At 60.6% G+C, this 19,463-nt stretch carries 20 protein-coding genes; 17 read left to right on the forward strand and 3 right to left on the reverse strand.

What is annotated here, in order from left to right; translation table 11 throughout:
• The first annotated feature begins 42 nt into the window (after window positions 1-42).
• Window positions 43-792 carry a YebC/PmpR family DNA-binding transcriptional regulator gene (locus SULPSESMR1_RS03180; protein WP_089419530.1) on the forward strand — a complete coding sequence of 250 codons (750 nt, stop codon included), beginning with the start codon at window positions 43-45 and terminating at the stop codon, window positions 790-792.
• Here SULPSESMR1_RS03180 and SULPSESMR1_RS03185 read toward each other — a convergent pair.
• A complete protein-coding gene (locus SULPSESMR1_RS03185) occupies window positions 774-1,079 on the reverse strand; it encodes a hypothetical protein (protein WP_089419531.1) in 306 nt (101 codons plus the stop codon). The two genes, SULPSESMR1_RS03180 and SULPSESMR1_RS03185, sit on opposite strands and share 19 nt — an antisense overlap.
• A gap of 185 nt (window positions 1,080-1,264) precedes the next feature.
• Here SULPSESMR1_RS03185 and SULPSESMR1_RS03190 point away from each other — a divergent pair, with 185 nt between their 5' ends.
• The 9 genes from SULPSESMR1_RS03190 to SULPSESMR1_RS03230 all read left to right on the forward strand — a co-directional run bounded on the left by SULPSESMR1_RS03190 (window position 1,265) and on the right by SULPSESMR1_RS03230 (window position 10,837).
• Complete coding sequence (locus tag SULPSESMR1_RS03190; RefSeq protein WP_089419532.1) at window positions 1,265-1,861, forward strand: LysE/ArgO family amino acid transporter; 597 nt, start codon at window positions 1,265-1,267, stop codon at window positions 1,859-1,861.
• A 68-nt stretch (window positions 1,862-1,929) separates the two neighbouring features.
• Entirely contained in the window at window positions 1,930-2,481 is a 552-nt protein-coding gene (locus SULPSESMR1_RS03195) for an ATP-binding protein (RefSeq protein ID WP_089422107.1), read from the forward strand.
• 116 nt (window positions 2,482-2,597) lie between these two features.
• Complete coding sequence (locus tag SULPSESMR1_RS03200) at window positions 2,598-3,503, forward strand: DMT family transporter (protein WP_240311280.1); 906 nt, start codon at window positions 2,598-2,600, stop codon at window positions 3,501-3,503.
• 71 nt (window positions 3,504-3,574) lie between these two features.
• A complete protein-coding gene (betI, locus tag SULPSESMR1_RS03205) occupies window positions 3,575-4,147 on the forward strand; it encodes a choline-binding transcriptional repressor BetI (RefSeq protein WP_089419533.1) in 573 nt (190 codons plus the stop codon).
• Complete coding sequence (gene betC, locus SULPSESMR1_RS03210; protein WP_089419534.1) at window positions 4,144-5,667, forward strand: choline-sulfatase; 1,524 nt, start codon at window positions 4,144-4,146, stop codon at window positions 5,665-5,667. Before betI ends, betC begins: the two co-directional genes overlap by 4 nt.
• Window positions 5,668-5,754: 87 nt before the next feature.
• Complete coding sequence (locus SULPSESMR1_RS03215; protein WP_089419535.1) at window positions 5,755-6,936, forward strand: choline transporter; 1,182 nt, start codon at window positions 5,755-5,757, stop codon at window positions 6,934-6,936.
• 71 nt (window positions 6,937-7,007) lie between these two features.
• A complete protein-coding gene (betB, locus tag SULPSESMR1_RS03220) occupies window positions 7,008-8,462 on the forward strand; it encodes a betaine-aldehyde dehydrogenase (RefSeq protein WP_089419536.1) in 1,455 nt (484 codons plus the stop codon).
• Window positions 8,462-10,108 carry a choline dehydrogenase gene (gene betA / locus SULPSESMR1_RS03225; protein ID WP_089419537.1) on the forward strand — a complete coding sequence of 549 codons (1,647 nt, stop codon included), beginning with the start codon at window positions 8,462-8,464 and terminating at the stop codon, window positions 10,106-10,108. Before betB ends, betA begins: the two co-directional genes overlap by 1 nt.
• Window positions 10,109-10,162: 54 nt before the next feature.
• Window positions 10,163-10,837 carry a thermonuclease family protein gene (locus SULPSESMR1_RS03230; RefSeq protein ID WP_089419538.1) on the forward strand — a complete coding sequence of 225 codons (675 nt, stop codon included), beginning with the start codon at window positions 10,163-10,165 and terminating at the stop codon, window positions 10,835-10,837.
• On the opposite strand, the gene SULPSESMR1_RS03235 is transcribed toward SULPSESMR1_RS03230, so the two are convergent.
• Complete coding sequence (locus SULPSESMR1_RS03235; RefSeq protein WP_089419539.1) at window positions 10,834-12,234, reverse strand: helix-turn-helix domain-containing protein; 1,401 nt, start codon at window positions 12,232-12,234, stop codon at window positions 10,834-10,836. The genes SULPSESMR1_RS03230 and SULPSESMR1_RS03235 overlap by 4 nt on opposite strands.
• A gap of 48 nt (window positions 12,235-12,282) precedes the next feature.
• On the reverse strand, window positions 12,283-13,512 hold the full coding sequence (locus SULPSESMR1_RS03240) for a multidrug effflux MFS transporter (RefSeq protein WP_089419540.1): 1,230 nt from the start codon (window positions 13,510-13,512) through the stop codon (window positions 12,283-12,285).
• 191 nt (window positions 13,513-13,703) lie between these two features.
• On the opposite strand from SULPSESMR1_RS03240, the gene SULPSESMR1_RS03245 reads away from it, so the two are divergent.
• The 7 genes from SULPSESMR1_RS03245 to SULPSESMR1_RS03270 all read left to right on the forward strand — a co-directional run bounded on the left by SULPSESMR1_RS03245 (window position 13,704) and on the right by SULPSESMR1_RS03270 (window position 19,457).
• Window positions 13,704-15,236, forward strand: a complete 1,533-nt coding sequence (locus tag SULPSESMR1_RS03245; RefSeq protein WP_089422109.1) for an acyl-CoA carboxylase subunit beta — start codon at window positions 13,704-13,706, stop codon at window positions 15,234-15,236.
• 54 nt (window positions 15,237-15,290) lie between these two features.
• Window positions 15,291-15,551, forward strand: coding sequence for a DUF7218 family protein (locus SULPSESMR1_RS03250; RefSeq protein WP_089419541.1), 261 nt, complete (start codon window positions 15,291-15,293; stop codon window positions 15,549-15,551).
• Window positions 15,552-15,567: 16 nt separating this feature from the next.
• Complete coding sequence (locus SULPSESMR1_RS03255) at window positions 15,568-15,957, forward strand: DUF6497 family protein (protein WP_240311279.1); 390 nt, start codon at window positions 15,568-15,570, stop codon at window positions 15,955-15,957.
• Window positions 15,958-16,171: 214 nt separating this feature from the next.
• On the forward strand, window positions 16,172-16,318 hold the full coding sequence (locus tag SULPSESMR1_RS25185; protein ID WP_198362846.1) for a hypothetical protein: 147 nt from the start codon (window positions 16,172-16,174) through the stop codon (window positions 16,316-16,318).
• Between the two features lie 63 nt (window positions 16,319-16,381).
• On the forward strand, window positions 16,382-16,738 hold the full coding sequence (locus tag SULPSESMR1_RS03260; RefSeq protein WP_089419542.1) for a hypothetical protein: 357 nt from the start codon (window positions 16,382-16,384) through the stop codon (window positions 16,736-16,738).
• 322 nt (window positions 16,739-17,060) lie between these two features.
• A complete protein-coding gene (locus SULPSESMR1_RS03265; RefSeq protein ID WP_089419543.1) occupies window positions 17,061-17,267 on the forward strand; it encodes a hypothetical protein in 207 nt (68 codons plus the stop codon).
• A 141-nt stretch (window positions 17,268-17,408) separates the two neighbouring features.
• Window positions 17,409-19,457: an acetyl-CoA carboxylase biotin carboxylase subunit gene (locus tag SULPSESMR1_RS03270; protein WP_089419544.1), complete on the forward strand. Its 2,049-nt coding sequence runs from the start codon at window positions 17,409-17,411 to the stop codon at window positions 19,455-19,457.
• The last annotated feature ends 6 nt before the right edge of the window (window positions 19,458-19,463 follow it).

A 19,463-nucleotide genomic window follows, 5' to 3' on the forward strand; every position in this document is an offset into this window, starting at 1 on the left:
AAGCCGCGCGGCGGCGCATGTCAGTTGCAAATCGGAGGCGTTATGGCAGGCCACTCAAAATGGGCGAATATCCAGCACCGCAAGGGGCGTCAGGACAAACTGCGCGCCAAGGTGTTTTCAAAGATGTCCAAGGAAATCACCGTGGCCGCCAAGATGGGCGACCCCGATCCCGACAAGAACCCGCGTTTGCGTCTGGCGATCAAAGAGGCGAAATCGGTGTCCGTGCCCAAGGACGTGATCGACCGTGCGATCAAGAAATCCCAAGGCGGCGACAGCGAAGACTACGAAGAAATCCGGTATGAGGGTTACGGCCCCAACGGTGTCGCGGTGATCGTCGAGGCGATGACCGACAACCGCAACCGCACGGCATCTGTCGTGCGCTCGACGTTCACCAAGAACGGCGGCAATCTGGGCGAAACCGGCAGCGTCGGCTTTATGTTCGATCGCAAGGGCGAGGTGGTCTATCCTGCGTCGATCGGTGACGCCGACACGGTGATGATGGCCGCCATCGAGGCGGGCGCCGAAGACGTGGAAAGCACCGAAGACGGGCACGTCATCTGGTGCGCCGACACCGACCTGAACGAGGTGTCTACAGCGCTCGAGGCCGAACTGGGCGAAAGCGACGCCACACGGCTGGTGTGGAAGCCCACAGTCACCACCGAGATGGATCTGGAAAGCATGCAAAAACTGATGAAGCTGATTGACGCTTTGGAAGACGATGACGACGTGCAGCGCGTCACCGCCAACTTTGAAGCCTCTGACGAGGTGATGGATCAGCTGGGCGAAGAGTAACCCAAGCAACCGCCTGCCACATCTGTGCGCCGCTCCGTCGACGGGGCGGCGTTTTTGTTGCAAAACAGGCCGCGTGCAATGCTGCCCCAGCTTAGGGAAACGGCGGGCTGGCGGCGTTGGCGGCGCAAGCGGCGCATCACCGAACGCAGGGCTGTCAGACGGTCGTTGGCCGCATCGCCACCGGCGCGGGCCTGAACGGCAAGTATCTTTTCCTGCGTTTCCAAAGCGCTTTCGATCATGTCGAAGTCGGATGTGGTCAGATCGAGGCTATGGATCGGGGCGGACATCTTGGTGTTCCTTTATTGGTCAAGTCTTGTGCATATGGTGCAAGACTCTGGCCACGCCAAGACCGGAACGCCGATTTGTAACACAAAAATGACGGGTATCACGCAGCGGTGATTGAAATCTGCGGTTTGCGCAGGAGGTGCCGTCGCACTAAACACCTGCAACGCAGAGTTCGGAAAGACATCTCATGACATCGTTTCTACCGGGGTTTTATCTGGGGTTTTCCCTGATTTTGGCAATTGGCGCGCAGAATGCCTTTGTGCTGCGTCAGGGCTTGATGCAGGCGCATGTGTTCTGGGTCTGCCTGACCTGTGCGCTGTCCGACGCGCTGCTGATCAGCGCGGGCGTGGCAGGCTTTGGTGCAATGGCCGAGGCGGTGCCATGGCTGGAAACGGTGATGCGCTGGTTCGGGGCGGCGTTCTTGTTGTGGTACGGCTGGCGGAATGCGCTCAGTGCGTGGCGCGGCGGTCAGTCACTGGACGCCGCCGACACGCGCGGCGGGTCGCTGCGCGCCACGCTTCTGGTGGTACTGGCGCTGACATGGCTGAACCCGCATGTCTATCTGGACACGCTGATGCTGCTGGGCGCGATCTCGGCGCAGTATCCGGACAAGCTGGCCTTCGGGGCAGGGGCGGTCACCGCCAGTTTCGTATTTTTCTTTTCGCTGGGCTATGGCGCACGGCGGTTGCGCCCCCTGTTTGCCAATCCACGCAGCTGGCAGGTGCTGGACGTGCTGATCGCGCTGACCATGTGGGCCATCGCGGTGAAACTGATCTTGATGTAAGGCCGCAGCCCGCCGTTGCGAGGGCGGCTTTGGCGTGATATTTCGGCGTCGTATTGCGCGGTGACGATATGGCTGGACAATTGAAACTGTATATTCTCGGGGCGTCTTGCGCTGGTGTGTCCACGCTGGGCGATCTGCTGTCGAGACAGATGGATGTGCCGCAACTGGACGTCGACGATTACTACTGGCTGCCGACCGACCCGCCCTACACCACCAAACGCCCGCCGGAAGAGCGCGTCCGGCTAATCAGGTCCGATCAGGCCAGAACCAATGGCTGGGTTCTGTCGGGGTCGTTTATCGGCTGGGGAGAATCCCTTGTCGATCAGGTTGATCTGATTGTGTTTGTGAAAACCCCCACAGCGGTGCGCATGCAGCGTCTGAACGCCAGAGAGTCACAGCGCCACGGCGCACGCATCCTGCCGGGCGGTGATATGCACGCAGCACATCTGGCCTTTCGGAACTGGGCGGCGCGCTATGACGATCCGACATTTAGCGGGCGCAATCTGGCGCAACATGAAAGCTGGCTCCAGACCCAAACCGCTCCGGTGCTGCGGCTGGACGGCACACAGAATGCGAACGCACTGGTGCAATCGGTGACAAGCGCGCTTGCGTCTGCCTGACGGTCTGCGCCGCGCGCGCAAAAATCAAGCGTGCTCAACGCTCTGACCTGCCCAATTCGCCAAACACCGCGCATAGCCCCTTGCACGTCCCTGTGCGCTTCCGCATTGATACACGCATGATGGATGGACAAGAACCGCGCCCCATGACGGGCATTCTGTGGATGCTGTTGACGGGGCTGTGTTTTGTCGCCGTGACAGCATTGGTCAAGTCGATGGGGCCGGGAATGCCACCCGCGCAGGCCGCGTTCTTGCGGTATTTGCTGGGCATCGCGTTTCTGATCCCGATGCTGGGCGATGTGCGCCGCGCCAATCTGACGCCGCGCCAGTGGAAGCTGTTCACCTTTCGCGGGCTGTTCCATTCGATCGGTGTGGCGCTGTGGTTCTATGCCATGACGCGTATTCCCATCGCAGAGCTGACAGCGATCAACTATCTTGCGCCGGTCTTTGTCTCGATCGGGGCCGCGCTGTTTTTGGGCGAGCGTCTGGCGGCGCGGCGCATCTTCGCGGTGATCGTGGCGCTGGTGGGCGCGGCGGTGATCCTGCGTCCGGGCTTTCGCGAGGTCGCCAACGGTCATATCGCCATGTTGCTGGCAGCGATGGTGTTTTCGGGGTCGTATCTGCTGGCCAAGATCATGTCCGACGAGGTCAGGCCGACGGTGATCCTGTTCATGCTGACGGTGTTTGTGACCATCGGACTGGCCCCGCTGGCCGCGCTGGACTGGGTGACGCCCACTTGGGGCCAGCTTGGGGTGCTGACCTGCGTGGCACTGTTCGCCCAAGCCGGACATTTCACCATGACACTGGCCTTTGCCGCCGCGCCGGTGACGGTGACACAGCCGATTACCTTCCTGCAACTGGTCTGGGCCACGCTCTTGGGCCTGCTGGTGTTCAACGAGCCGGTGGACATCTGGGTGGTGCTGGGCGGGGTGCTGATCCTTGCCTCGGTCACATTTATCACATGGCGCGAGGCGCAGCTGAAACGCCGCCCGATCACACCCACGATCAACGCGACCAAGGTGTAATTTCCTTTATTGATTGACTAGTCAGTAAAAATCCCCGATCATTTGCCCCCATAGCAAGTGGGGGATAGCCCGTGCCCAAATTGGGAATGGAACCAATCAGACGCGCCGCCTTGGTGCAGGCCACCATAGCCGAGATCGGGGCCGCAGGGTCGCTGGATGTGACTGTGGGGCAGATTGCCCGTCGGGCCGGCATGTCCAGTGCGCTGGCGCATCACTATTTCGGCGGCAAGGATCAGATATTTCTGGCGGCCATGCGCCATATCCTGACCGAATATGCCACAGAAGTGCGCGCAGCCCTGGCCGAAACCACCTGTCACGCGGACCGCGCCGCCGCCATCGTGCGCGGCAGCTTTGCGCAGTCGTGTTTTGCCCCCGCCACCATCAGTGCGTGGATGACATTCTACGGACGCGCCGCGTCGCACCCCGATACGCTGCAATTGCTGCATCTCTACCAGCGCCGGTTACGCTCGAACCTGACGCACGCGCTGCGCGGTGTCAGCGCCGATCCGGTGCATGATGCCGAAACCATGGCGGCCCTGATCGACGGGCTTTATTTGCGCGCGGCCCTGTCGGGCAGCGATGACCAAGACGCCTGCGCTGCCGCCTTGCGTACCCTGAACACCCTGATCGAGAGGCAGCCATGACCGAGACCCCAGCTAAACAGCCCAACATTCTGATCTTTATGGTCGACCAGTTGAACGGCACGTTATTTCCCGACGGTCCCGCCGATTGGCTGCATGCGCCCAATATCAAAAAACTTGCGGCCCGCAGCACGCGGTTTCGCAGCGCTTATACCGCGTCTCCGCTGTGTGCACCCGGACGGGCGGCGTTCATGTCGGGGCAATTGCCCAGCGACACAGGCGTCTATGACAATGCGGCCGAGTTTCAATCGTCCATCCCCACCTATGCGCATCACCTGCGCCGCGCGGGCTATCACACCTGCCTGTCGGGCAAGATGCACTTTGTCGGCCCCGATCAGCTGCACGGCTTCGAGGAGCGTCTGACCACCGACGTTTACCCGCCTGATTTCGGCTGGACACCCGATTACCGCAAACCGGGCGAACGGATCGAATGGTGGTATCACAACATGGGGTCGGTCACGGGATCGGGCGTGGCCGAGATCACCAACCAGATGGAGTATGACGACGAGGTGGCCTATCACGCCACCCGCAAGGTCTATGACCTTGGCCGCCGTCACGATGCACGCCCGTGGTGCCTGACCGTCAGCTTTACCCACCCGCACGATCCCTATGTCGCGCGCAAGAAATATTGGGATCTCTACGAGGACTGCGAGCACCTGATGCCCGAAGTCGCCCCGATCCCCTATGACGAACAGGACGCCCATTCGAAACGCATCTTTGACGCCAACGACTGGCGCAGCTTTGACATCTCGGACGAAAACGTGCGCCGCTCGCGCCGCGCCTATTTTGCCAACATCAGCTATCTGGACGACAAGATCGGCGAAGTGATGGAAGCGCTGGAAGGTACCCGTCAAGAGGCGATCATTATGTTCGTCTCGGACCACGGTGACATGCTGGGCAACCGTGGCCTGTGGTTCAAGATGTCCTTCTACGAAGGATCGTCCCGCGTGCCGATGATGATCAGCGCCCCGCAGATGGAACCGGGCCTTGTGACCGAACCCGTCAGCAATATCGACGTCTGCCCGACGCTGTGCGATCTGGCCGGTGTCTCGATGTCCGAAGTCGCACCCTGGACCACCGGCATCAGCCTCGTGCCACAAGGGCAGGGGGCCACGCGCACCGAACCCGTCGCGATGGAATACGCCGCCGAAGCCTCCTATGCGCCGATGGTGTCGTTGCGGTCGGACAAATGGAAATACAACCGCTGCGCGCTCGACCCCGACCAGCTTTTTGATCTGGACGCCGACCCGCACGAGCTGACCAATCTGGCCGCAGACCCCGCCCATGCGACAACGCTGGAGGAGTTCCGCAAGCTGGCCGATACTCGCTGGGATCTGGACCGCTTCGACGCCGATGTGCGCAAAAGTCAGGCCCGCCGCTGGGTGGTCTACGAGGCACTGCGTCAGGGCGGATATTATCCTTGGGATTATCAACCGCTGCAAAAAGCGTCCGAGCGCTATATGCGCAATCACATGGACCTGAATGTGGTGGAAGAAAACGCAAGATACCCGCGCGGCGAGTGAAATCGCGGCGCAGTAGCGTGAAACGCCAAAAAAGAATAAGCTGGCGGCACGTAAACTAGGGCCAAACAGGCCAATTCGGAGGGACCAATGTTAACCTATATCATCTCATTCGGAGTTCTGCTGGCGTTCGCGCTGGTGATCTTCTGCACGATCAAGTGGTGGAACTTGCGGTTGGTGGGGCCTGACCCCGTCAACCTGTTCACCTTTATTGCGATTCTGTTCACGTCCGGTCTGGACGTGGGGCTGATCATGTTTCCCATCGCTTTCGACTTTCCGCTGTATGCGGATGTCGCGACCGAACCGGCCTATGGGTTCACCAACCCGCTGGCGCTTGAATTCGGTTTCTGGGGCTTTCTGATCTGGTCGTTCTACTTCCTGACCGCCTTTTACTTTTGCGCGATCGAGCCACGGGTCAAGTTCTTTGACCACGGCATCGTCAAGCTGATCAACAACCTCGTCATCATCACAACCTGTGCGTTCACCGGTGCGCTGTTCCTGATCTACATGCCCTATTACATCCCGCAGATGGGCGATGGCGAAACGGTCATTCCTGCGTTCTACGTGATCTGTTTCCTTGTGATCCTTGCCGCGTCCTATTCCTCGACCGACATCAGATATGTGAAAATCCTGTCGGTCGGATCAACGCTGATCTTCTTTGCGCTGATCATCGGCATGTTCATCAACGCAGGCATGTCGGGTGGCCAATTTGTCGATAACGTCAGCCTTGTGGGCGGCTACTTCAGTAATATCCACAAGTTTGTGATCCCGCTGACCGAATACCACGAGTTCTATCTGTTCTGGTGGTTCGCTTGGTCGATCATGATCGGGCAGTTCACCTCGCGCTTTGTCGGCGGGCTGAAGACATGGCAACTGCTGGCATCGCTGCTGGTGTTCCCGTCGATCCCGCTGGTGATCTGGTTCTCGGTGGCCTACTTCTACCACCAGAACGCCATCGACATGACCGGACTGGTCAACTGGTCGATGACCGTTGTGGGCATCCTGTTTGTCATCAACTCGTTTGACTCGCTGATCCGGCTTTACACCGACAACCTGAACCTGACGTCGGACCGCTATGGCAAGGTGCAATATGTGCTGGGCAACGCAGCCTTGCTGTTTGTCCTGACCCTGCTGTTCCAAGGGCAGTGGTTGCAGATCCAGTGGGTCGGCACCGTTGTCATCGGGCTGTATGTCGCCTGCCTGATCTATGTGATCGGTAAACGTGACACGATTTCCGACATGACCAAAACACGGCCCCTTCCGGCCGAATAACCCGAACCCAACGGTGGTCCGGCCTGCGTGATGCGGGCCGGACTGCCCTTTCAATTTCAAGAGGCTCCCGAATGCAAACCCAACCCGCTGCCAGTCACTTCATCAACGGTCAATACGTCGAAGATACCGGCGGAGAAGCCTTTGACGTGATCTATCCCGCCACCGGCGAGGTGATCGCGAAAATGCATTCGGCAACCCCCGACATCATCAATCAGGCACTTGACGCGGCGCGTGCAGCCCAGCCGGCATGGGCCGCCATGTCCGGCACCGAACGGGGCCGCATCCTGCGTCGTGCCGCGGACATGATCCGCGAACGCAACCACGACCTGAGCATTCTGGAAACCTACGACACCGGCAAACCCTATCAGGAAACCTCGGTGGCCGACGCCACCAGCGGCGCCGACGCGCTGGAATATTTCGGCGGTCTGGCCGCCAGCCTGACCGGAGAGCATATTGCACTGGGCGACGGCAACTGGGTCTATACCATCCGCGAGGCGCTGGGCGTCTGCGTCGGCATCGGCGCATGGAACTATCCCACGCAAATTGCCTGCTGGAAGGGCGCCCCGGCGCTGGCCTGCGGCAATGCGATGGTGTTCAAACCGTCCGAAACCACACCGCTGTCAGCGCTGAAAATGGCCGAGATCCTGCACGAGGCAGGCCTGCCCGCAGGGCTTTACAACGTCGTTCAGGGCTTGGGCGATGTCGGTGCCGCACTGGTCGTCGATCCGCGCGTGAACAAAGTGTCGCTGACAGGATCGGTGCCCACGGGCCGCAAGGTCTATGCCGCCGCTGCGGCTGGCATGAAACACGTCACGATGGAACTGGGCGGCAAATCCCCCCTCGTCATCTTTGACGACGCCAATCTGGAAAACGCCGTCAGCGGCGCAATCATGGCCAATTTCTATTCTACCGGTCAGGTCTGTTCGAACGGCACCCGCGTGTTCGTCCAGAAGGGCATCAAGGACGCCTTCCTGAAACGTCTGTCCGAGCGTTTGGACAACGCGGTGATCGGTGATCCGATGGACCCCGACACCAGCTTTGGCCCGATGGTCAGCCAGCGCCAGATCGACATCGTCGACAGCTACATCGCCAAGGGCAAAGCCGAAGGCGCACGTCTGGCCTATGGTGGCAACCGCATCGACCAGCCCGGTTTCTGGATTCAGCCCACCGTTTTTGCCGACGTCACTGACGACATGGCCATCGCCCGCGAGGAAATCTTTGGCCCCGTCATGGCGGTGCTGGACTTCGAAGACGAAGCCGAGGTGATGGCGCGGGCCAATGACACCGAATTCGGCCTTGCCGCCGGTGTGTTCACCAACGACCTGACCCGCGCCCACCGCGTCGCCGCAGGGTTCGAGGCAGGCACCTGCTATATCAACACCTACAACGATGCACCGGTCGAAGCACCCTTTGGCGGGGTCAAGGCATCGGGCGTGGGCCGCGAAAACTCCAAGGCCGCGATCGAACATTACTCTCAGGTGAAATCGGTCTTTGTGCGCATGGACGATATGGAGGCTCCCTTCTGATGGACGCCGATTACATCATCGTAGGCGCGGGCAGCGCGGGTTGCGCTGTGGCCTACCGTTTGGCCGAGGCGGGCAAATCCGTGCTGGTCATCGAACACGGTGGCACCGACGCGGGCCCTTTCATCCAGATGCCCGCAGCGCTCAGCTATCCGATGAATATGTCGATGTACGACTGGGGTTTTCAATCGCAGCCCGAACCGCACCTGAAGGGCCGCCGTCTGGCCACCCCGCGCGGCAAGGTTGTCGGCGGATCGTCCAGCATCAACGGCATGGTCTATGTGCGCGGCCACGCAATGGACTATGACCACTGGCGCGACAGCGGCGCCGAAGGCTGGGGCTATTCCGATGTGCTGCCCTATTTTAAACGTATGGAAAGCTGGCACGCGAACGGCCACGGCGGCGATCCGGCATGGCGCGGCACCGACGGGCCGCTGCATGTGTCGCGCGGTCCGCGCAAGAACCCGCTGTTCCAGGCCTTTGTCGATGCTGGCCAGCAGGCCGGCTATCAGGTCACCGGTGATTACAACGGCGAGAAACAAGAGGGCTTTGGCCCGATGGAGCAAACCGTCTGGCGGGGCCGCCGCTGGTCTGCCGCCAACGCCTATCTGCGCCCTGCGCTGAAGCATGAAAAATGCACGCTGATGCGCGGGCTGGTCGAAAAGGTCGTGATGGAAGAGGGCCGCGCCACAGGTGTTCAACTGGCCGGTGGCAAAATCGTGCGCGCAGGTCGCGAGGTAATTATCGCCGCCTCGACGATCAACTCGCCCAAGATCCTGATGCTGTCGGGCATCGGCCCCGCTGCCCATCTGGCCGAACATGGCATCGACGTGGTGGCCGACCGCGCGGGCGTGGGCCAGAACCTGCAAGACCATCTTGAACTCTATCTGCAAGTGGCATCGTTGAAGAAAATCACGCTCTACCGCTATTGGAACCTGTTTTCCAAGGCACGGATCGGGGCGCAATGGCTGTTCTCAAAAACCGGTCTGGGCACGTCGAACCAGTTCGAAAGCGCCGCCTTCATCCGCAGCAAGGCGGGGGTGCAGTATCCCGACATCCAATATCATTTTCTACCGATGGCGGTGCGCTATGACGGCACCGCCGCCGCCGAAGGTCACGGGTTTCAGGCGCATGTCGGTCCCATGCGGTCCGCCTCGCGCGGGGCGGTCACTTTGGCATCAAGCGATCCGGCAGATGCGCCAAATATCCTGTTCAATTATATGTCCGACCCCAAGGACTGGGAGGATTTCCGCACCTGCATCCGTCTGACCCGCGAGATTTTTGCGCAAGAGGCGTTCAAGCCCTACTTCAAACATGAAATCCAGCCGGGTGCCGACGTGCAGACCGACGACGAACTGGACGATTTTATCCGCGACGAAGTCGAAAGCGCCTATCACCCGTGCGGTACCTGCAAAATGGGCAGTCGCGACGATCCGATGGCCGTGGTCGACGCCCAAGGCCGCGTGATCGGGGTTGAGGGTTTGCGCGTGGTGGACAGTAGCATTTTCCCGCGGATCACCAATGGCAACCTGAATGGCCCGTCGATCATGACCGGCGAGAAGATGGCCGATCACATCCTCGGGCGCAGCCTGCCTGCGGTGAACGACGCGCCGTGGATTCACCCCGATTGGGAAACGCAGCAGCGTTAATTTTTCGGCGCGATTTTGGTTGAAGTCGGGGCGCTGCCCCGACTAATTAACCAAATGTTAAGACTTTGTACCCCGTTCGTTCTTCTGGCCTTGCCGCTTGCGGCAGCGTTGACCTCGCCGCTTGCGGCAGCCGGGGAATTTTCCGGCCCCGTGCGGGTCATTGACGCCGATACCATCGACGTGGGCACCACCCGCGTGCGCCTGCACGGTATCGACGCGCCCGAGGTGGATCAGGAATGTCTGACGGGGCAGGGCGTCGCCTATCAATGCGGTCTTTGGGCCACCGAACAGGTCCGTGATCTGTTCCAGAACCGGCTGGCCAGATGCGCGCCGGTCGAACTGGATCGCTATGATCGCACCGTTGCACGCTGTTTTGTGGGCGATGTGGACATGGGGCAAGAGATCGTCAGCCTTTGCCTTGCCTTTGCCTATACCCGCTATTCCACCGCCTATGTGCTGGACGAAAAAGGCGCCGCCGTAAACAATCGCGGCCTGCACGCCATGCGCGTGCAATCCCCCGGCCAATTCCGCACGCTGCGTGCCAATGGGCGCACGCCGCCCGATCCTGCCTGCGTGATCAAGGGCAACATTTCAAAGAACGGCCGCATCTTCCACGTTCCGGGGCAAGAGTTTTACGATCGCACCGGCATCGACACCACGCGCGGCGAACGCTGGTTCTGTTCGGCGGCCCAAGCGCGCGCAGCAGGTTGGCGGCCGGCGCGGCGTTAACCCACCTGATAGGGCAACACATCGCGCGTATCGGGATCAACGCGCAACTGCCGCTCCAGCGGTGGCACCGACCGCTGGTGGCACTGCTTGCGCTCGCAAATCCGGCAGGAAATCCCGATGGGCTCGAACGTATCATCGCGCGTCAGGTCCAGCCCGTCCGCATAGACCAGCGCGCTGGCATGACTGACTTCGCACCCCAGTGCGATGGCGAACCGCCGCACCGGCGCGCCGAACCGGCCTGCAGGTTTCGACACATCGCGTGCAAGGTTGATATAGCGCACCCCGTCCGGCGTCTCGGCCAGCTGCCGCAGGAACTGGCCCGGCTGCTCGAACGCGCGGTGGACATTCCACAGCGGACAGGCCCCACCAAAACGTGCGAATTGCAGCCGCGTCGCTGAATGGCGTTTGGTGATGGTGCCTGCCTGATCGACACGGACAAAGAAAAACGGAATCCCCTTGGCCCCCGGTCGCTGCATTGTGGACAGACGGTGCACCACCTGTTCGATCGACGCACCAAAGCGGCTGGCCAGAATTTCGATGTCGTGGCGGCAGTCCTGCGCCGCTTGCAGGAACGGGCCATAAGGCATCAACGTGGCCCCCGCGTAATAGTTGGCCAGCCCGATCTTGGCTATGGCTCGTGCCTCCGAGGATTGGAACCGCGCCAGATCCAACGTCGCCTCGAGCAGTGCATTCTGACGCACCAGCGCCAGTTGCAACAGCATCTGGAAGGTCTGCGTTTCAGGCGACAGCCGCGAAGAAATCTGCAGGTTTTTTGTGTCCGCATCATAGGACCGGATCAGGTCCATATCGGTGAACTGCACAGTCACGCCCGCATTGCCCAGCCCTGCAATCACCGCAACACGGATGTTGCCGGGGCGGCCCTCGGCGGTGGCGAAATGTTCGGCGGCGCGGTCGACGGCGTCGATGTAGTTGTCGCAATAGTGAAAGAAATCCCGCACCTCTTCCCACGGGCTCGGGCGGGCGCGGGCATCTTCGCGACCCAACGCTTCGTCAAGGGACGCCAGCCGCTCGTGGGTTTGGCGATAGCTGCGGTGCAATTCGATGAATGCATGTGCCAGCGCCGGCGCGTTCGACGCCGCCAGCCGAAGATCGGCCAGCGGTGGCATGTCGCCTGAAAACACCGGATCGGCCAGCGCTTCGCGCATGTCGGACACCAGCCGTTCGCTGTCTCCGGTGCTCAGCTCGGTCACGTCCAGCCCGAATTCTTGCGCCAGCGCCAGCACCACGGTGGTGCTGACGGGCCGGTTGTTGTTTTCCATCTGGTTGAGATAGGGCAGGGACACGCCCAGCTTGGCCGCGAAATGCTTTTGCGTCATGCCGATGCGGGTGCGCACTTCGCGCAGCTTGGCACCGGCATAGAGTTTTTGTTGAGCCATCAGGACGCCTTTGCAACTTTGCACGCGCCCAGTGTTAGCTTTGCAAAGTCACTCCGACAAGGCGGTCGGTTCAATTTGACGTTCACGCCAATAGACGCTGCCAATCGACATCATCGCAAGAACCGACGTGATGCTCATCATATACAGCAACGGGAAAGCGCCCGATTCCGGTGTCAGCAACGTGCCCACCAGCCCCGACAGCAAAGCGCCCCCGCCGATCATGATCGCACCGCCCAGACCGGATGCGGTGCCCGCCAGATGGGGCCGCACCGACAACATGCCTGCCGTGGCGTTCGGGATGGCCAGACCGTTGCCCAACCCCACGAACATCATCATGCCAAAGAACGACCACGGGCTGACAAAGCCCAAAAGGAACAACAGCAAAGAGCCTACAACCCCGAAAAAGTTCGAGATGCAACCCGCCAGAACCAGCCGGTTCACGCCATAGCGTGTGGCAAATGCACCGGTGATCGCATTGCCGGCCATATAACCGACCGCGGGTGCGCCAAACACCAGCCCCAGCATTGATGGTGACAGGTTGAACAACACCGACCCGACAAAAGGCGCGCCGCCCAGATAGGCAAAGAACGACCCCGAGCAAAGACCCGACGCCAGCGAATAGCCCCAAAATCGCGGACTGCGCAGCAATTCAGGGTATTCGCGGAACTGCGCGCCCAGCGATTTGCCGGTGCTGGTCGCGGTTTCGCCCAGATCGGCCCAGACCACCCACAGGGTGATCGCGCCGATGATAAAGAACGCCCAGAAATTCGCGCGCCAGCCAAAAAGCTCGTCCAGAACGCCGCCGACGGCGGGGCTGACCATCGGCACGACCGACATGAACATTGTCACGATGCCGATCATCGACGCGCTTTCGTTCTGGTCATACAGGTCGCGGATTACCGCGCGGCTTAACACCATTGCCACGGCGACAACCGCCTGACACATGCGAAAGAACAGGAACACTTCTGCCGTGGGCGCATAGATACAGCCCAGTGTGGCCAGCAAAAACAATGACAATCCACCCAGCAGAACCGGCCTGCGCCCGATGCTGTCCGAAATCGGGCCGATCAACATCTGAAGCACCGCGCTGACCCCCAGAAACAGGGCTACCGAAAGCTGCATCAGCCTGTATTCAGTGTGGAAATACTCGGTCATGTTCGGCAGCGACGGCAGAAACATGTTCATCACCATGGCCGACATGCCCGCAAGCATAATCAGTGTAATCAGGTGAGGCGGGGTAGAGCGTTTGAAAAAACGCACGGATGGTATACGTTGCATTGGAGGAAGGTAGAGTGAGGCCTTGCCAGTGTCCATTGCGTTTGGCGCATAGCAGCCATGCGTTCACGTATGTTTTGCAAATTTGCAATTAGCAAAGCCCGCGCGGCAAAGGATTTGCAAATATTCCACAAGATGCTTTTGTGCGGGCCATTGGCCTGATAGCCTGTGCCAAATCGAAACAGGGGCCTGACATGAAAGACATTCTGACCGAACTGGAAGACCGGCGCGCGGATGCGCGGCTGGGCGGCGGACAAAAACGTATCGACGCACAGCACGCCCGTGGCAAGCTGACCGCCCGCGAGCGGATCGAACTGCTGCTGGACGAGGACAGCTTTGAAGAATTCGACATGTTCGTGGCCCACCGATGCACCGACTTCGGCATGGAAAAGCAAAAGCCCGCTGGCGACGGTGTGATCACCGGCTGGGGCACCATCAACGGGCGTATGGTCTATGTGTTCAGTCAGGACTTTACCGTATTTGGCGGCTCGCTGTCCGAAACCCACGCCCAGAAAATCTGTAAAATTCAGGACATGGCCCTCCAGAACGGCGCGCCCGTCATTGGCATCAACGACTCGGGCGGTGCGCGCATTCAGGAAGGTGTCGCATCGCTTGCCGGTTATGCCGAAGTGTTCCAGCGCAATATCATGGCCTCGGGCGTGGTGCCGCAGATTAGCCTGATCATGGGGCCATGTGCAGGCGGTGCTGTCTATTCCCCCGCGATGACCGACTTTATCTTTATGGTGCGCGACACGTCCTATATGTTCGTGACCGGCCCCGATGTGGTCAAAACCGTGACCAACGAACAGGTCACCGCCGAAGAACTTGGCGGGGCCTCGACCCACACCAAAAAATCCAGCGTTGCCGATGGCGCGTTCCAGAACGACGTCGAGGCGCTGGCCGAAGTGCGCCGCCTTGTCGATTTCCTGCCGCTGAACAACCGTGAAAAACCGCCCGTGCGCCCGTTCTTTGATGAACCGGGCCGCATCGAGGCCAGCCTTGATACGCTGATCCCCGAAAACGCCAACACCCCCTACGACATGAAGGAACTGATCCACAAAGTCGCGGACGAGGGTGATTTTTTCGAGATTCAGGAAGATTTCGCCAAGAATATCATCACCGGCTTTATCCGGCTTGAAGGGCAAAGCGTGGGCGTCGTCGCCAACCAGCCGATGGTGCTGGCGGGCTGTCTGGACATCGACAGCAGCCGCAAGGCTGCGCGGTTCGTGCGGTTCTGCGATGCCTTTGAAATTCCGATCCTGACGCTGGTCGACGTGCCCGGATTTTTGCCCGGCACCGGTCAGGAATACGGCGGCGTCATCAAACACGGTGCGAAACTGCTGTTCGCCTATGGCGAGGCGACGGTGCCCAAGGTCACCGTGATCACCCGCAAGGCCTACGGCGGTGCCTATGATGTGATGGCGTCCAAACACCTGCGCGGCGATTTCAATTATGCATGGCCCACAGCCGAGATCGCGGTGATGGGCGCCAAGGGCGCGACCGAGATCATCCACCGTGCCGATCTGGGCGACGCGAACAAGATCGCCAAACATGCCGCCGACTATGAAGACCGGTTCGCAAATCCGTTTGTCGCCGCCGAACGCGGGTTCATCGACGAGGTGATCATGCCCCATTCGACTCGCCGCCGGATCAGCCGCGCCTTTGCTTCGCTGCGCACCAAAAAGCTGACGAATCCTTGGAAAAAACACGACAATATTCCGCTTTGACCGTCGGGGGAACGCAGATGCACCGGTTCGCGTTGACTCCGCAAGGAGCAAGCCATGACCAAGGACCACGGAAAGTCCGTCAAGGACGACGAGATCTACGAAGCGCTGCGCGAGGACGGCGCATCGAAGCAAAAGGCTGCGCGCATCGCAAATGCGCAGGCCAACAGCGACCAGCATCCCTCGCAAAAGGGGGGCAAACAGCCGCCCTACGAGGACTGGACCAAGGATGCGCTATACGAACGCGCGCAGGAGCTGGAGATCGACGGACGCTCGGATATGTCGAAAAGCGCGCTGATCAAGGCGCTGCGCCAGTAACAAGCGGACAGGCGGCATGATGATACGTGCTGCCGTCATTGCCGCGCTGATCGCCGGAGCGGGCCCGCTGTGGGCCTTCGACGTGCCCTCGGGGCAGGCCGTCGAGCTGCAAGAGGTGTTGATTGACGACACCAGCGGCACCAGTATCCTGCGCTTTCGTTTTTTGGCGCCCGCCATTGCGCGCGATGGCGGCACGATGTCCTATGTGGACAGCGCTCGCGATATCGAAGAACTCTGCGTCCGAACCGTCATTCCCTATATTGCCGAATACGCCCTGACGCCGCAAATCGTGGTGATCTCACTGGCCGATCGCGCGGTGGAATTCGGCCAGCCCGATCCCGACGCCACACAATTCTTTGACGCCTTCCGCATCGAAGGCGACACCTGCATCTGGGAGGCTTTTTGATGCCTGCACAATATCTTGCGGCGCGCCCCTCACTTAGGCGGAAAATTGCGTCTTTGGAGTCACAGCGCGGCGCGATGAAGCAGCCTGCATATCTTTCACGTTTGGAATCCGCTATGATCGCGCCAAGGAAACCCTTTGGGTCCCTTACCTCTATTGAGGCAGGGCCTGCATTTCTGTGCGGGCAACGCCTTGTGCAACAAAACAGGAGATACAGATGTCGAAGAGCATCAAACTTTTGGCAATGTTCGGCTTTGTCGCTGTCGTTGCTGCCTGTGCGCGCGAGCAGCAGGCCGAAGAATTTGTCGTGGTCGATCCCGAGCCCATCTCGGTCGAGCCAACATATACCGGCAAATACAAGTAAACCCGTTTCAGGGCAGGCCTTTGGGCCTGCTCTGGCCCCGCAGATGGCGCATGGGGGTGTCCCATGCTGAAACACCGTGGTTTCCCCGGCCGTCTTGCCAGCACCGATTTCCAGTTCACCCTTCGGCGTGCCAATCCCAAAGGGGCCACGCCGCTGACCCGCCGCGAACGCAAGCGTGACCGCAAACCTGCGGACCGCCGTGCCGATCAGGGCTTTATGAAAGCCTTGTGGGAGCAATTCGGCGACCAGCCGTTCGAGCGGGGCAATCTGGACGCAGGCCGCCTGTCATGGCTTTTTGGCCGCGAGGTGGTGCCTGCCGTCGGTGACTTCGACCCCGAGTCTTATGACGCGCTATTGGTGATTGACGTCGCCGTCGCCCGCGCATCTTTCCCCGAAGTCTTTGGCGAGCGTTCGGCGTGATTTTGCTTGCAGAATCCGGCTTCTGGCAATCATTGGCCGACGCGCAAACGCCGCGCTTGGCGCAGGCGTGCCAGTTGTGCCAGTTTCAACCTCAGGGTGCTGCGCTCCATACCTTTGCAGCACCTGATCACCATCTCCATACCCCTTCCCCTTACGGGCGGTATCCTGACGATAGTCAGGGGCCGCCCGCCTTTTTGGCCGCGCGCACCGCTGTTTGGCGGAAATCGGCGCATCGGCGGGCATCACGTCTTTTTACATTGTCGGAACCGGACAATCTGTCATGCGTTGTAAAGGTACATCAGGCAGTACAAGGACAAAAAACATGCCCCTCAAAGCAATCATTATCGCAGGCTTCGCTTGCGCGGGTCTGGCCGCTTGTGGCGACACCATCGGCGAACAGGCTCTGGTCGGCGGCGCCGTCGGCGCAGGTGCGGCCGCAGTCACATCGGGCAGCCTTCTCACCGGTGCGGCGGTCGGCGTTGCAGGCAACGTCGCCTATTGTCAGGCATATCCGCACAAATGTAACTGATCACCGGCCACGGGCAGGGGTGCTGCGCACCTCTGCACAGATGTCGCTGAACCGATTTGAAATTCGTACCAATGCCGCAACCGCCTTGCTCACGCAGGGCGGCTTTTTGCGTTCGGCACCAACCAACTCAAGGGACCACAAATGTTCAAAAAGATCCTGATCGCCAACCGCGGTGAAATCGCCTGCCGCGTCATCAAGACAGCGCGCAAGATGGGCATCCAGACGGTTGCCATCTACTCCGACGCCGACCGCAACGCGCTGCACGTGGAAATGGCCGACGAGGCTGTGCACATCGGCCCGTCGCCTGCCAACCAGTCCTATATCGTCATCGACAAGGTGATGGAGGCAGTCAAATCCTCGGGCGCACAGGCGGTCCACCCCGGCTACGGGTTCCTGTCCGAAAATTCGAAATTCGCCGAGGCGCTGGACGCCGCCGGTGTCGCCTTTGTCGGCCCGCCCGTGGGCGCAATCGAAAAGATGGGCGACAAGATCACTTCGAAGAAAATCGCCCAAGAGGCAGGCGTCAGCACAGTTCCGGGCTATATGGGTCTGATCGACGACGCCGAACACGCGGTCAAGATCGCGACCGAGGTCGGCTATCCTGTGATGATCAAGGCCAGCGCAGGCGGCGGTGGCAAGGGCATGCGCATCGCGTGGAACGACGACGAGGCCCGCGAAGGGTTCCAGTCGTCCAAGAACGAGGCCGCCAACAGCTTTGGCGACGACCGGATTTTCATCGAAAAATTCGTGACCCAACCGCGCCACATCGAAATTCAGGTGCTGTGCGACAGCCACGGCAACGGCATCTATCTTGGCGAACGCGAATGTTCGATCCAGCGCCGCAACCAGAAGGTTGTCGAAGAGGCGCCCAGCCCCTTTCTTGACGAGGCGACCCGCCGCGCGATGGGCGAACAGGCCGTCGCCCTTGCGCAGGCGGTGGATTACGCCAGTGCAGGCACCGTCGAATTCATCGTCGACGGCGACAAGAACTTCTACTTCCTCGAAATGAACACCCGTTTGCAGGTGGAACACCCTGTGACCGAACTGATCACCGGCGTCGATCTGGTTGAACAGATGATCCGCGTCGCCAACGGCGAGGCGCTGAGCATCACCCAGGACGACGTAAAGCTGAACGGCTGGGCCATCGAAAACCGGCTCTATGCCGAAGACCCCTATCGCGGCTTCCTGCCGTCGATCGGCCGTCTGACCCGCTATCGTCCCCCCGCCGAGGTCGCCGCAGGTCCACTGCTGACCAACGACAAATGGCAGGGCAATGCAGCATCCGGCCCCGTTGCCGTGCGCAATGACACCGGCGTGTTCGAGGGTGGCGAGATCAGCATGTATTACGACCCGATGATCGCCAAACTGTGCACATGGGCCCCCACCCGCGCCGAGGCCATCGAGGCGATGCGCGTCGCCCTCGACAGCTTCGAGGTCGAGGGTATCGGGCACAACCTGCCGTTCCTGTCCGCCGTGATGGACCACCCGATCTTCATCAAGGGCGAGATGACCACCGCCTTTATCGCCGAGGAATATCCCGACGGGTTCGAAGGGGTCGAACTGCCCGAAACCGACCTAAAACGCATCGCCGCTGCCACCGCAGCGATGAACCGTATTAGCGAAATCCGCCGTGCGCGTGTGTCGGGCCGGATGGACAACCACGAACGCAAGGTCGGCACCGACTGGAACGTGACCCTTCAGGGCCATTCGTTCGACGTGACCATCAGCGCCGCCGACAGCGCAGGGGCCACTGTTACCTTTGACAGCGGCACCAGCCTGCGGGTGCAGGGGGATTGGACCCCCGGCGATCAGCTGGCCAAGATGACGGTGGGCGATGCGCCCCTTGTGCTGAAGGTCGGCAAGATCAGCGGCGGTTTTCGCATCCGCACCCGTGGCGCTGACCTCAAGGTGCATGTGCGCACCCCGCGTCAGGCCGAACTGGCGCGACTGATGCCCGAAAAACTGCCGCCCGACACGTCCAAACTGCTGCTGTGCCCGATGCCGGGGCTGGTGGTCAAACTGGACGTGGCCGAGGGCGATCAGGTGCAAGAGGGTCAGGCCATTTGCACCATCGAGGCGATGAAGATGGAAAACATCCTGCGCGCCGAAAAGGCGGGCATCGTGTCCAAGGTCAACGCCAGCGCGGGCGACAGCCTTGCGGTGGACGATGTCATCATGGAATTCGAATAAGCCGCG

The sequence above is a fragment of the Pseudosulfitobacter pseudonitzschiae genome, from assembly GCF_002222635.1.
GTDB classification, from domain to species: domain Bacteria; phylum Pseudomonadota; class Alphaproteobacteria; order Rhodobacterales; family Rhodobacteraceae; genus Pseudosulfitobacter; species Pseudosulfitobacter pseudonitzschiae_A.